Origin of the sequence: Gordonibacter sp. (assembly GCF_036667095.1) — a bacterium.
In the GTDB taxonomy this organism is placed as follows: Bacteria; Actinomycetota; Coriobacteriia; order Coriobacteriales; family Eggerthellaceae; genus Gordonibacter.
In genome coordinates this window covers 1-14,066 of sequence record NZ_JAVWUP010000026.1, presented here as the reverse complement: position 1 = coordinate 14,066, position 14,066 = coordinate 1, and the positions used below count along the sequence as shown (strand labels likewise).

Below are 14,066 nucleotides of genomic sequence, written 5' to 3'. Positions count from 1 at the left end.
CATTTGAAATCGTTGGCAGGCCTTCTCGCAGATAAGCACCAGGGCATCTGCCGAGAGGCACCTTACGCCCTCACGCCCTCGGCCACGAGGGCTTCGACGAGGCGGGCGGAATCCTCCAGGTCGGCGACGGAGATGTACTCGCCTAAGGAATGGAAGTTCGCCATACCCACGCTGAGCGTGACCGGACGCACGCCGCAAGCGGCGAGCACGTTGGCATCGGCACCGCCGCCGGAATGGTGGAAGCGGGGTGTCAGGCCGGCAGCCTCAACGGCGCGGACGATAGCCTGCACCAAGGGATCGTCCTCGTCGTAGAGCACGGCATCGTAGCTTTTCTCCCATTCGATATCCACCGAACCGCCGAAGCGCGCCGCCGCATTTTCGAGAGCCGTCGTCATGGCATCGCGCTGCGCATCGACACGGCTCCGATAGAGCGAGCGGCACTCCCCCGCCACCAGGCAGGTGTCGGGCACGACGTTTGTCTCACGGCCGCCTTCGATAACGCCGATGTTCGCCGTGGTGGCCTCGTCCAAACGGCCCAGCGGCATAGCCTCAATTGCCGAAGCCGCCATGCAGATGGCCGAGATGCCCGCCTCAGGGACAACGCCGGCGTGCGACGCGCGGCCGTGGAATACCGCTTTCAGCGCATAGTGGCACGGAGCGCCGGTGATGACAGTACCGGGAGCGCCGTCTGCATCGAACACATAGCAAGGTGCACCCTGGGGCAGTGCATCTGAACCGAGCGCGCTAGAACCCAGCAGGTGCAGCTCCTCGCACGTGGTCAGCAACACGGTGATGTCAGGGCGGGCCCACCCCTCCTCCACAGCCGAGCGCACACCTTCGAAGATAGCCGCCACGCCTGCCTTATCGTCCGCACCTAGGATAGTATCACCAGCCGAGCGCACGACGCCGTCTGCCACGACAGGCTCGACGCCCGCGCACGGCTCGACCGTGTCCATGTGCGCCGACAACACGATATGCCCCGTCGCCGTACCCGGAAGGTACGCGATAAGGTTGCCCGTGTCGGAGCCCGTCTGCGCCGCCGTATTGTCGAAGCGCACGGAGAAACCCATATCCCGCAACTCATCGGCACAGCGCGTCGCCATCGCGGCCTCATGGCGCGAAGGGCTCTCGATACGGACAAGATCGCAGAACGAATCGAGCAAGCGAGCGGAATCCATGCTACGCCCCCAGGATCTTGGCGGCTACTTGCTTCTTGCGGCTCAAAATTCCAGGCATCCACACGCCACCGGGAGCGCATTCGATACCGAAGACACGATTGACCAGCTCGCAGTCGCCTTCGCAGATAAACTGGCTGCCCTCGGCGATAATGTCGGTGACCATGAGCAGTACGAACTGGTAGCCGTGCTCCTCGCACAGGCCGCGCATAAGCTCGCGAGCCTCGTCCTCGCGCTCCATAGCACCCGCAAGGTCCACCGTCTCATGCTGCGCGATGAGCACGGTAGCGTCGCCCGCCTGGAACTCCTTGGAGTCGGCGCACACGAATTCCTTGATGGGCATGCTGCCCTCGCCGCCGCGCTGCTTGAACACGGCCAGGCCGAACTCCGTGGGATCGACGCCCACCTGCGCGGACAGCTTCTCGACGATGGCACGGTCGATGGCGGTGGCCGTCGGGGACTTCAGAATGACGGTATCGGTGAGGATGGCCGACAGCAGCACCTTCGCGATCGAGTCGGGCAGCTCCACGCCGTTGCGCTCGAACTCCTGCACAACGATGGAGGCGGTAGAGCCCAGCGGCAGGTTCAGGAACATGATAGGGCTGGCGGTGACCATGCCACCTATGCGATGATGGTCAACGATCTCGACGATCTCGGCTTCCTCGATGCCGTCTGCGGCCTGGCGCACCTCGTTGTGATCGACCAGCACCACGCGCTGCTTCGGCGCATCGTCGTCTGTGCGCACGTTCTCGATCAGGCGGGGCTCCTCGATGCCGACGCTTCCCAAGACCCAGGAGCTCTCCGGCGGCAGCGGGCCCAGGCGAACCGGCTCGTAGGCTTCCGCCTCCCCCTCTTCGGCAGCGCGGCGTGCCAGCTCGTTCTTCAGGTACGCATATCCAACTGCTGCGCTGATGGAATCGTTGTCGGGGTTCTTGTGTCCAACGACGATGATGGGCTCGGCCATGGTGCTCGCTCCTTCGCATTGATGCCCCGCGCAGGGCACGTTTGCTTTCTGTATAGATGGTTGGGTTCTCTCGCCGACAGACCGGGGCCTGCAACGACAACGCAACCAGTATAGCGCTGGCGCAGCAGGCGATGCGCCAGCGCAGCCGTTTCGCCGTCGAAAATCTCACAAAAGCGCGGTGGAAGGGGCCGCGTGCATGCGCTACGATGGCAGAACCTTCGGAACAAGGCGATATCCGCCACGAAAGGAAGTGCCGTGGAAACGCTCGGCCTGACCGACATCATCGGCCCCATTATGGTGGGGCCCTCCAGCTCGCACACCGCAGGCGCCCTGCGCATTGCCCGCATGGCGAAAAGCCTGTTGGCTGCCCCACCTGCACAGGCTACGTTCACGCTGTACGGATCGTTCGCCTGCACGCAGTCGGGACACGGCACCGACAAGGCGCTCGTGGCCGGGCTCTTGGGAATGGCACCTGACGACCTGGGCATTCGCGACTCGTTCGAGCGAGCATGCGAGGTTGGCTTGGAGTTCTCGTTTGCATGCGATCCCAGCAAGCCCGTCGAACACCCGAACACCGTGGACCTACACGTCGTTGACCAGCGCGGAGACTCGCTGGAGGTACGGGGTGCGAGCATCGGGGGCGGCGCGGCCGTCATCAAGCGCATCGACGGCATCGAGGTAAACATCACCGGCGAGCATACCAGCCTGGTGGTACGCCAACGCGACGAGGCAGGCGTGCTGGCGCATATCGCCGGCTGCGTGTCGGAATGCGACGTGAACATCGGCACGGCGCGCATGTTCCGCACCCGGCGCGGATCGGGAGCCTACACGGTGCTCGAGGTGGACGGAGCGCTTCCCCCTGCGGTGAAAGAGTGCATCGAGAGGCATCCGGCGGTGTACGACGTGCGCATCGTAGCCGCTGATAGCCCCGCAGGCGAGCTCGTCGACCCCTACTCCCCGTCGGCCGAAGAAGCCGAACTGCGCTTCTCGACCTGTGAGTTCACCACGGGCAACGAGCTGCTTGCGCGCTGCGAAGAGCAAGGCGGCTCCCTGTCCGATGCCTTTTTGGCACGCGAGGAGGCGCTGGCCGCACGGGGCGGACATCGCTGCGACGCGCAAGCCTACCTCGACCGGGCGCTGGGCGTCATGCGAGCCTCGGCGACCGGGCCCTTGCGCGAGCCGGTGCTGTCGATGGGCGGCCTCATTGGTGGCGAGGCGCGCGCCGTGCGCCGCTCGCGCACGCAGGAAACCTCCGTCGTCGATGAGCTGACCGGATGCGCAATGGAGTACGCGCTTGCCGTGCTGGAGACGAACGCCTCGATGGGCCGCATCGTCGCCGCCCCCACCGCAGGCTCGTCGGGTGTTGTGCCCGGCGTGCTGCTGGCTTTAGAAGAGCAGCGAGGCTACGATGCCGATACACTCCGTCGGGGCCTGCTCGCCGCAGCAGCTGTGGGCTACCTCGTCGCCCGCAACGCCACGGTATCGGGCGCGGAGGGAGGATGCCAGGCCGAGGTGGGCTCGGCAGCCGCCATGGCCGCTGCTGCAACGGTGGAGATGGCGGGGGGCACGCCCAACCAAGCGTTGGCCGCAGCAGGCAACGCACTGTGCGCGCTCATGGGCCTGGTATGCGATCCGGTGGGGGGTCTCGTGGAAGTGCCTTGCCAGAAACGCAATGCCACCGCGGCGGCCACGGCGCTGGTCAGTGCGCAGATCGCCCTGGCCGGCATCGGCAACCTCGTGGACTTCGACGAAACGGTGTCCACCATGGATGCCGTAGGGCGCTCCCTGCCTTTCGAGCTGCGCGAAAGCGCGCTCGGCGGCATCGCCGCCTCGCCCAGCGCCTGCGCGTGGTGCGAAGGGCGGGCGTAGGGCGGACTCAGTTACCCCCTTTAGGGCCTCAGCGGTTCTTTGATGCGAACCTGGCAGGCACGCTTCTCATTGCCAGGCTGCTCTTCTTTGCCTTTGCGACAAGGGTTGTAGCATGTTTCGCCGCAGATCGTGCACACGATCGCTTCTGGCAGAGCAAGGTCGGTCAAGTCGAAGCCGCACTTGGTACACGGGTTGATGTTTTTGAAATGCTCTAAATCAACCGCATTAAACATACCGCATTCCGGGCATTTGATTGGACGCTTGCGCGGCGGCCTGCAGCCGCCGCAGATCGGATTGCACGACCAGCACACGCCTTTCCACCCCTTTCAAAAACATTGCGAGGCACGAGCGCTCGCCCGCACCTCGCGCAACTGTGCCCTCAACGGAGATATCCTCAGCGGAAGTCCTCGCCCGAGTCACCGCCCAGCAACTTGGCCTGTTCCTTCATGTGCTTCGCTTTCTCAACTGCAGAAACAAAATCCTCAGGAGCTTCCTCGACCTCCAGCAACTCCACTTCAAACGTAAGGTTCTTTCCCGCGAGGGGATGATTGAGGTCGAACAGCGCCACGCTTCCTTCAATTTCCAGAACCGTCGCGGGCATGGGTGCGCCGTCCTCGCTGCTTGATAGCCAAATGCGCTTCCCTACCGCAATATTGTCCACCGGAATCTGCTCGATGGGAATTTTTGCTGTATGGCTCTCCAGGTACTCGCCATAGGCCTCGTACTCATCAACAACGAAGGTCTTCTTCTCCCCCGCTTCGTTCATCTCTAAAACGGCGTTCTCGAAGCCATCGATAGCCATATCCATCCCTGTCTGGAATTTCATAGGCTCCTCTTTTGTGGCAAAGCCAAATACCGTGCCATCTTCGAGTGTGCCCGTATAGGCAAGGGTTACCGTTGAACCAAGCTGCATCGCTAGTCTCCTTTTTTCAAGTTAGTGCGCCTTGTGCATCAAAGATAATCCCTAGGCCACCACTTGCCACGGTGCACCTGCAGGGTTCAGCGCACGACGGGCAGAAAGCTCGTCTGCGAACATAACGCAGTAGCGCAAACCTTTCAAGGTAACGTACAAACAAGCGATCTCGTGCTTACCACCATGATTGAACACTTGGTAGGTAAGGAACTCGCGCTCGAACATCGGCTCGTATATCGGGTTTCCCTTTACTTTGTTGAGCAGCAAATTTGTCGATTGTCGACCCCACTCGTCTTGCTTTAAGGATATGTTGTACAGGATATCCTCCTGCTCTGGTGTTAAGCGACCGCACTGTTCGACCTCGGCCAAAATCTCTTCTTCGGTTGCCATAAAGCCTCGTCTCCTTATGCTCGGATCTTCAAACTCAGCCTTGCATCTGCCCCTGATCGACTTGGCATCGTGCATTGCCTGCACAGCTTGCTGTAGCCAGTAAGGTGTGCGGACAATGCGTCCTCACCAGAGCGAGAAGGCTCGTCCTGCGCGAACAAGCCTTCCCCTTTGTCACCAGCGCGCTTTGACTAGACGCCAGCGTAGCCCTTGGAAGGATCGCTACCGCCAATGCCGATATCAGCGTCGCCGGCCTCGTTGCCCGTACGCTTTGTGGAGGTGTAGCCACCCCAAGCACGGGCGATGTACTTGTCCTTCACGAAGAAAACCTGTATCTTCATGAGATCGGCTTTGGCTACTCCGCATTCAGCCATAGCCTCATCCTGGCTTTTTCCCTCAGCCAAAAGAGCATTCAGTTTCTCTGCTGCAGCTGGAGCGTCAAGCTCCAAGAATTCGTCTCGAGTCATTTTACCCTCCTTGTCGGTCATCATTGCTCTGGTCATCGGCTTGCGTGTCCGATGACCAGAGCGTCACAGCGTTTTACCTGCCTAGAGCTGGAACAGCACCATCGGGCGATCGAACTCTGCCATCTTGGCAATCATCTCTTCCACCGTACCATAGTACATGGACGCGGATTCCTCTACCTGAACGGCCAAGGGGCGCTGGCCGGCACGGTCTCCACCGGTCCCCCAATGCTCGGAGAAGATGGACGTGGGGCACGGAAGGTAGAACCACTCCCATGCGTCGCCGTCGTTGCCTTCGGTCTTCTTGAAAGGGCCCACTTCGACTTCTTTGATGCCGAACTGGTCGAGCGGGAGGCCCAGTTCTTCCTTGCAGGCAATCTCGGCGGCATGGTTGCCCGAAAAGTAAGTGTAGTCAACAAGCAAAGCGTACTTTTGATCTGCCATTTGTGTCACGTCCTTATCTGTTAGTCTTGGTCAAGGCTGCGAACGCGGCGGATGTTGCACATAACACCCTTGAACGGAGCGCCGAATCCAAGCTTACCGACATTGAAGTGCGGCACGAGGCTGTTGAAGTTAGACTTCCACACGCCGAACAGGTTGGGCTCTTCGCCGTCTTGCTCGGGGAACCACCAGCCATGAGCGCAGTTCAGGATACCGGGCTTAATAACCGGCGTGATTTCGGCCTTGAAGCGAGCCTCGCCGAGCATGTTGTACACCTCGCACCAGTCGCCGTCGGTGATGCCGTACTCTTCAGCGGTCTCGGGGTTGAGCTGAATCCACGGCCACGGATCAATCTGGCGCAGCGACGGAACCTGGCGATGCTCGGAGTGGAACGAGCTGTAGCGGCGCGAGCCTGAGGTGGAGAACAGTGGGTACTGGGCAGCAAGATCGGGCTGGCTGATCTGGCTGTAGTTCGGCTCCTCGTAGTACGGCAGCGGATCCTCGCCCCAGGATTCGTACAGGATCGAGTAGGCTTCGATCTGGCCGGTGATGGTGTTGAAACCGGGCTCGCCGTCAAAACGCAGCAGGCCCTTCTCGTATTTCTCGTACTCGAAGCCGTGCGCGCCAGGCTGGTACAGACCGAGTTCCTGGAACGTCTTCCAGTCGAAACCAAGCTCTTTGAGCTGATCGCTATAGAAGTCTTCCACGGCCACTGCCAAGGCATCTAGGTCAAGCGACTTGCCGTCAGCCGGCTTATACCACGGCCACCAGCCGGGGTTCAGGCGCTGACCGAACATGAGACATATTTCCACATCGGACTTGCACTCGCCCACCGTCAAAGCCTTGTTCATGGGGCCCATGAACACGGTGTTGCGGCCGTAGTGTGTCAGCACGATGCCGTTGTGCTCGGCCCACGTGGCCATCGGCAGGAAGTAGTCGCCCAAGGCCATAGCCGTCGGGGTCATGGTGAGGTCTTGCACCACCACGAACTCGAGCTTCTGGAGTGCCTTGTGCCAACGCTTCGGCTGCGCCGAGCAGGTGGGGGTAAGGAAGTTGGAGCTGTTGAACCAACCCATCTTCAGGGCGTAGGGCTGATCGGTCTCCATGGTGTTCAGCGTCTCGTCGGGCTGCGTGGTAGCCATACCCGTGGACAGACCCGGCCATGCGGCCGCGCCGATGCGCTTCGACCAGACATCGTCTTCCATAGCGCCACGCTGCTCCATACGCCATTTGCCCAAAAGCGCCGACGGAGGACCAAGCGTCAGGCCGCCGGGGCGGTCGATCGACCCGGAAAGAGCCGCCAGGATGATCATTGCCTGGGCAAGCTGAACGCCGTTCTTGTTTTGGTCAAACGCAAGACCCCACGCCCAACCAATCGGGCGCTCGGTGCCAACGATGTGGGCAACGCGCTTGATGTCTTCAACCGGAACCGTCGTAATCTCAGAAACCTTCTCGACCGGATACTCAGCCGCACGCGCCTTCATCTCATCGAGGCCGTAAATCCACTTCTCTGCGAATTCCTGGTCGAATTCACCAGACTCGAACATAAGGTTCATAATGCCGAGCGCAAGAGCGGTATCGGTCTGCGGGCGAACCTGCAGGTTGATGTTGCCGTTATGGGCGCCAACCCAGGTGATACGCGGATCGATGGAGATAATCTTGGTGCCAAGCTTCATCAAGTCAACGAGGCAGTGCCCGAAGAAGCCGTCGCCATTGGAGGGCAGAGGCTCTTTGCCCCACACCACAATCCACTTAGGAACCGTGTAGGCCGGATCCTGATAGCTGCCCGGGAGGTGACCTGCATAATCGAGCTCGGGATATCCCGCACCCAAAACATAGTCGGCGATGGAGCAACGCGGGCCATAGCAAGACCAGCCGGACTGCGCGTAGCAGCAGTTGGGCGACTGCAGAACCGAGAACGTCAAGGCGTAGTAGAAGATACAGGCCTCACGCCCGGTGCCGCCGAATACCACGATGGACTCGGGACCGTAGGTGTTCTGGAAGTAATGAACCTTATCGGCAATGGTGTCGAGTGCCTCGTCCCACGTGGTGCGCACCCATTTGTCCTTGCCGCGATCTTCATACGCGCGCTTCATCGGGTGGATGATACGCTCCGGTGCGTAGGTGTACTCACGCAGCGCAAGGTTCAACGCGTTGACACGACCAGTGGTAATCGGGTTGTCGTCGTCACCCTCGACGCGGATAAGCTCGCCATCCTTGGTAACCACCTTCACGCCGTATCCTACCGGGTGGCTTCCCGGAGGCGACCACGTGTTGCTGCGGGTTACGACGGTTCCGTCTTCCCTCACGGTTTGCCATTGTTTGCCGTATGCCATGTTCTCCTTCTTTCTACACTCATCGATCGTGTACGGTAGAACTTAAATCAGCGCAAGCCATCGCGCCTGATCCCTTACCAAGCCCTCCCTCTCGACACCGCGCTTCCCCCTCGCAGATGTCGGATACTTACGCTTAAGCGCTCGGAGGCTTCGGTGCCGCGGGGGCGGCAGGTGCTGCAGGAGCACCGGGTGCTTTCGGGGCGCCGGGAGCAGCAGGTGCTGCAGGAGCACCGGGAGCCGCATTCGGCAGCGGCTTCGTGCCGTCAATGTAGGGCGTGAAATCGCATTTGCAGAACGGGCAGTTCTTCAGGGTGACGCCGGCCATCATCTGGATGGTCTTGCCGCACTCGGGGCATTTGTTCATGCCTGAGCCGGCGGAAGCATCAGCTGGTCTAAAACACATAGTGGGGGCCTCCCATTCAAGTCCTCGGTCGGTTGCGGCGACAGTGCGTTGTGCAGCGGCCCCGCCCCGACCCTCTTGCGGTCTGTCGTATGCTTGGCGGACCCCACGGCCGAAAGGCCGAAAAGCAATCGCCAGAAGCTGACAGGCTCTAGCTTAAAGACCCGCGCACAGGGCGCATCGAATCACAGGGACAATTTTGCCCGTCAACCCATCGTCCCACAGGGTTGATTTTCGTCCTCCCTCAGGGGTGTAAAACTACATATCGCCTGTTCACTAGTTACATTTTAATTTCTCTGAACTTTCGGAATTCTGCACACCGATGCTATAATCCCCCTTGTGCGAAAACGCGCTTCTAAGGAGGTTCCTTGAAGAACAACAAAGTATACTTTCCGAAAGACGCCCTGGCGCGCCACGAGGACTTCGACGTGTGGTACGAAGACGGGGAAACATTTCTCAGCATCAAAGGTACCTGGTCAAGCGAACGCGACAAAGCGGTCATCTTCGGCCGCATGGGCGGGGAGATGGGCTGCATCAAGCCCGATGCGAAAACCCTCACGTATTATCTGAAACTCGAACGCTGGGAGTACGTGTTCCACACCTTGCATCTGTTCAAGCACTACTACGTCAATGGGATGAAGTGGCAAATAGATGGCACGTTGAGCGAGCCCCCCTTTGATTTCGTGAACGAGGATGATCTGCACAAAGAGGTACATGTGCAGCTGGTTGACTTCAAGAACCATGGCGAGTGCTACGAGATAAGGGCTAAGGACGTGGCCAAGCTGCGCATTGCCGTTGCAGCCGCCATCGCCATGGGCATCAAGGAGGAGTACCGAGGCCTAAGCGAGGGCTTCGAAGATTCGGGTGCTACCAAACTCCAAAAGGCGAAGAAGTGGCTCTCCTCGAGCAAGGGAATCCCCTACGACAAGCTACCTGATCTGGAAAGGTGCGACTAAGTACCGAATATTCAAGCGGGTCGGAGGATTCTTGGCAGACCTCTGGTCGAGCAAAGAATCCCCTCTCTCTATCGTAATTGGGCAGGGAAAGCCTTTCATTGAACCATTAGCAAAAGGCCCTTCCCTCTCACCCATGAGAGACGCGCCCATGCCGGGCGTCCCGCCGAAAAAAGGCTCCCCGCAATTGCAGGGAGCCTTTTCATTTGAAGCGCCAAGAAGCTTTACTTGCTCTTGGCAGCTTTCGTCTTCGCCAGCTGGGCACCGCCGAACACGAAGAAGTACACAAAGGGCAGTAGCAGGCCAATTGCCATGAGCGGCAAAGCGTAGGGCTGCTTTGACCAGCCGGGCACGACCAACGGGCACACGATGCAAAGCACTGCCAAGATGGACACAATGACCAGCATGCAGATGAAGCGCATGTTGCCGTCGCTCTCGGAGGCACCGAGCTTCTGTTCCTCGGCCGCAAGCTGATCCATAGACTTGCCTGCAGTTTCTTTCACAAACAACACCGTGCAGACAAAGCCCAAGGCAAACGGGACGATAAGCACCAGCACAACCGTACTCCAGTTGGTAGCACCTGTTGCGGTCTGGAAGAACGCCATGCCAGCAATGCCACCCAGCACGATAGAGGATGCCGAGCCGCCGAAGCGGGCGAACGCCTGGCACCACGACGTACCGGTATTGCGGATGGCGGTCGGATAGCTTTCCGGCATAAGGGGCTGAACTGCCGTGATAGCGTAGTTCAGCGCGAAGCCGAACAGGAGCATAAGGGCGATGCAGATGCCCATGTTGTTCGGGACCACGAAAAGGGAGCACAAAACGATGGCCACGACGCAGAACAGCCACGCGAAGGCCAGGTTCCGCTTGCGGCCCACCTTGTCGGAGACGAAGCCCACTATAATGTTAGATGCGATGGCAGCTACGTTGTTCCACGTTTGAAGCGAAACGCTGTCCGCTTGAGAGTACCCCAGGCCCACAAACCAGGTGGGGATCCAGGCATTCATGCCATACACGCAGAACTGGCCAACGAAGTAGGCAGCCCAGATGGCGCAGGTTGCCACAATGAACTTGCTTGAGAACAAAACCGAAGGGCCGGTCTTGGCGGGCTTCGGTGGAACGATAAGCAAGGCAGGGTCATACTCATGGCTCGTATGGCGGGTAGCCTGCTCGATTTGGGTAAGGCGCTTGCAGGCCATCTCTTTATTGCCAGAATTGGCATACCAGTGCGGCGTCTCATGCATAGTAAAGAAAAGGACAACGCCGTAGATAAGCGGTATGCCACCGATCAGGTAGCAGAGGCGCCAGTTGGCGAACATCGTTGCGGTACCCTCTGCGGTGGCGTACGTGATCTGGTTGGTAAAGTCACCCAAGAGCGGCGTGGCCGCGTTGCAGATGGGGTTGGCAATAAGGCCTGCCAAAACCCAGCCGACAACCATAAAGGCCATGCCGAACGTCACGAAGATGCCACGTTGCTTGGACGGCATACTCTCAGAAAACACCGTTGTTACCACGGGAATACAGGAGCCCACGCCGAAGCCGGCGATCAGGCGAAACGCCGCAAAGAACATCATGTCGTTAGCAAAAGCCTGCGGCAAGGTGAACAAGCCGTAGAACATGACAGCGACGATGAGTGTCTTTTTGCGGCCAAGCTTGTCGGACATGATACCACCGACAGCACCGCCGATAACCATGCCGAGCAGGCCCCACGTGGTGAGCGACCCCATAAGGGCACCCGGATTCGCGTTGTCGGGCCAAAATGTATGGGCCACGAACATATTAGTCGAATTGACAATCATGAAATCGTAGCCGTCGAAGATCATGGCGAAAGCCAAAAGTACAAAGACGACCCACGTGTGCGAGCTGATGCCGATAGAGTCAATAACCTCTGAGACCGTGAACTCTTTTTTATCCATCAGTCCCCCCTTCAGGGTAAACTCGTGTAATTGGAAGCTGGCCTAAGCATGAGCATCAGGCCGCCTGCCAATCTGTTGGTTTTGCTTCCCCTCTGCGCAGTAGCAAGACCGAAAACCGCACAGTATCCTCAGGAAATTACGGACGCTTCAGTATTGCAGAAATAACCGAAGCTTCCGTAGTTTCGAAAGCCGTCCCTGAACGTCTTTCGCAAACTCGCCCCGAAAACCGTACGGTAAGTCGGAAGAAACGACCACGCACCCTCCTCCTTTCTTACTTCTCTCCCACCAATCCCTCTCGTTTCCCGCGCAAAGAGCGTTTAAAAACGGATATCTCCGCAAAAGAAACGTGCAATTCGAAGAGTACGGAATCCGCGTTTCGCGGTCATCGTCTCCAAGGGACGCTTTAGCATCTGGGCATCGATCCACGAGATCGATTTTTTTTGAAGACCCGCTCTCCATCAAAGCTGTCGAGACGCAACGGGTCTTTACGGTGGCCGCCATCGGCCCGAGAGGTTGATTTTCGTCATCCTCGCCGATGCAGCGACTCCGTATTGCCTGTTCAACAGTTGTATTTATATTTTTACCACGCACGCGGCCTGTACGAAAATAAGTTAATTCGCCTTGACCACAACGGGCCCACCCGGTATGGTCTTGGAATAGAAAAAGCTTCACTCATGTTTGGGGTAGCACCTACTCCCGCACAGCGGAAGTAGGTTTTCAATATCCAGAGCAACACTGCCGCAGTCACTTGTTGGGAAAATCGCTTGGGCCGCAAGGTCCACAATCAGGGGAAAAGCGAGGTTCTACTCATGGCGTTGACGTTTCCGCGCATCAGTATTGTGGTCGATGATGATAGAGGTATGGGCACTCAAGGCGAACTAAGCACGCTCTCACTCGGATTCGGTATACATCAAGCTTGGATATACACCGCCATGTTCGGGACGACGACCATTTTCCAGATACCCCCTCCAGCTTTTTTAGCCAATGCCCCTACCCCCATGATTTCGTTCGTATTCCTTATCTCTATCGTGGTGTTCGGCCTGTCGCTTCTGGTCGCTGGCATGACCGATCAGAAGTTTCTCAAGTTCTATACAGCCAAGCGCGTGCTGCTTGGCACCAGTTTACTTACCTCCATCGGCACGTTTGCGGTATTCGCCGCAGGAGAGCCGGGGGCGCTCGGCATAGCGCTTACGGTGTTTTCGGGCGTGTCGACCGGCATCGGGTCGGCCTTGCTGTTGCTATTCTGGGGCACTGCGTTTTCGCGTAACGGTGCTGCCACTATCGTTATAAACACGGCCGTGGCCATCGTCATTGCCGTAGCCATTTACTCGTTCGTGCTACATGTAATTCCCGCACCGTTCTCAGGCATTCTGACCGCCTGCCTGCCACTGCTAGAGCTGCCGCTGCTGTGGGAGCTGACACCGGTGAGCTATGCCGTGCGCCGCGCCATGCCCATCTTCACGCCACTGCCCGTCAAGAAAGGGCCGTTCTCTATTCGCCTGGCGCTGCCAGTGTTGTTATTTGGCTTTGCACTGGGAGCATTGCGGTCCATATCGACACAGGTCATCCTGCCCTCGTCCGATCTGACCACTCAGCTTTTGGCCCTATTCGCCGGAGGGGCCGCGACGGTGCTTTTGATGGTGACAGTGTTCTCCATCGACAAACGCAGCCACTGGGATTTCCTGTTCAGACCTCTTATACCGTGCATTGCTATTACCCTGCTCTTCTTGCCCTCACTAGCATTGCAGGAATCCATCCTGCCACCGCTCATTTTGCTTACGGGCTACATGTGCTTCGAAGCGCTTATGTGGATGTTCTTCGGCGAAATATCGCAAGAGTTCCGCCTGTCGCCTATTTTCGTGTTCGGCATTGGACGCGGTTGTTTGGCACTAGGCTCGCTAGGCGGTTCGTTGTCGATAGTAGACCCCGCATTCCTCAGCTCGCTTACGCCGTTTGGCGAAGCAGGCGGCACCGTGCTTATCATGCTGGTCATGGTAGTGGCCTACGCTCTGCTGCCACGCGTGCGCGACATCAAGCGTGCCGTTGCACCAGGGCCCTCGGATGAAAGGTCCGTCATTGCGTCGTTCAACCGTCAGATTGAGCAAGCTAGATGGGAAAATAGCTGCGAAAACGTAGGTGGCGAGAGCGAAGACGAAGGGGATGGGGAAGGAAAAGGGATAGGGGAAAGCGAGGATAAGGACGAGATACTCCGAGCTGCAAACGCCCTTGCCAGCATGCCTGCAGCGGC

General features: G+C 58.8%; 11 protein-coding genes and 1 pseudogene. 3 read left to right on the top strand and 9 right to left on the bottom strand.

Features of this window, described 5'->3' with window-relative positions:
• Positions 1-62: 62 nt before the first annotated feature.
• Positions 63-1,178, bottom strand: a complete 1,116-nt coding sequence (locus tag RR842_RS04520) for a M20/M25/M40 family metallo-hydrolase (protein ID WP_332513145.1) — start codon at positions 1,176-1,178, stop codon at positions 63-65.
• A 1-nt stretch (position 1,179) separates the two neighbouring features.
• Positions 1,180-2,139 (bottom strand): manganese-dependent inorganic pyrophosphatase, encoded by a 960-nt coding sequence (locus RR842_RS04515; protein ID WP_332553607.1) that lies wholly within the window; start codon positions 2,137-2,139, stop codon positions 1,180-1,182.
• A 255-nt stretch (positions 2,140-2,394) separates the two neighbouring features.
• Here RR842_RS04515 and sdaAA point away from each other — a divergent pair, with 255 nt between their 5' ends.
• Positions 2,395-4,008 carry an L-serine ammonia-lyase, iron-sulfur-dependent, subunit alpha gene (sdaAA, locus tag RR842_RS04510; protein WP_332729096.1) on the top strand — a complete coding sequence of 538 codons (1,614 nt, stop codon included), beginning with the start codon at positions 2,395-2,397 and terminating at the stop codon, positions 4,006-4,008.
• 394 nt (positions 4,009-4,402) lie between these two features.
• On the opposite strand, the gene RR842_RS04505 is transcribed toward sdaAA, so the two are convergent.
• The 6 genes from RR842_RS04505 to RR842_RS04480 form a co-directional block, all read right to left on the bottom strand.
• Positions 4,403-4,921, bottom strand: a complete 519-nt coding sequence (locus tag RR842_RS04505) for an FKBP-type peptidyl-prolyl cis-trans isomerase (RefSeq protein WP_332518582.1) — start codon at positions 4,919-4,921, stop codon at positions 4,403-4,405.
• Positions 4,922-4,972: 51 nt separating this feature from the next.
• Complete coding sequence (locus tag RR842_RS04500; RefSeq protein ID WP_332518583.1) at positions 4,973-5,311, bottom strand: hypothetical protein; 339 nt, start codon at positions 5,309-5,311, stop codon at positions 4,973-4,975.
• A 188-nt stretch (positions 5,312-5,499) separates the two neighbouring features.
• Positions 5,500-5,775 carry a hypothetical protein gene (locus RR842_RS04495; protein ID WP_332518584.1) on the bottom strand — a complete coding sequence of 92 codons (276 nt, stop codon included), beginning with the start codon at positions 5,773-5,775 and terminating at the stop codon, positions 5,500-5,502.
• A gap of 81 nt (positions 5,776-5,856) precedes the next feature.
• Positions 5,857-6,216, bottom strand: coding sequence for an oxidoreductase (locus tag RR842_RS04490; RefSeq protein WP_332518585.1), 360 nt, complete (start codon positions 6,214-6,216; stop codon positions 5,857-5,859).
• Positions 6,217-6,236: 20 nt separating this feature from the next.
• The gene (locus tag RR842_RS04485) at positions 6,237-8,549 is read right to left on the bottom strand and encodes a molybdopterin-dependent oxidoreductase (protein ID WP_332553608.1); all 2,313 of its coding nucleotides are present in this window, start codon (positions 8,547-8,549) and stop codon (positions 6,237-6,239) included.
• 133 nt (positions 8,550-8,682) lie between these two features.
• A complete protein-coding gene (locus tag RR842_RS04480; protein WP_332574338.1) occupies positions 8,683-8,952 on the bottom strand; it encodes a hypothetical protein in 270 nt (89 codons plus the stop codon).
• A 365-nt stretch (positions 8,953-9,317) separates the two neighbouring features.
• On the opposite strand from RR842_RS04480, the gene RR842_RS04475 reads away from it, so the two are divergent.
• Entirely contained in the window at positions 9,318-9,905 is a 588-nt protein-coding gene (locus RR842_RS04475) for a hypothetical protein (protein WP_332553610.1), read from the top strand.
• A 221-nt stretch (positions 9,906-10,126) separates the two neighbouring features.
• On the opposite strand, the gene RR842_RS04470 is transcribed toward RR842_RS04475, so the two are convergent.
• Complete coding sequence (locus tag RR842_RS04470) at positions 10,127-11,818, bottom strand: MFS transporter (protein ID WP_332729095.1); 1,692 nt, start codon at positions 11,816-11,818, stop codon at positions 10,127-10,129.
• Positions 11,819-12,816: 998 nt separating this feature from the next.
• On the opposite strand from RR842_RS04470, the pseudogene RR842_RS04465 reads away from it, so the two are divergent.
• Positions 12,817-14,066: pseudogene (locus RR842_RS04465) on the top strand (hypothetical protein); the annotation flags it as partial.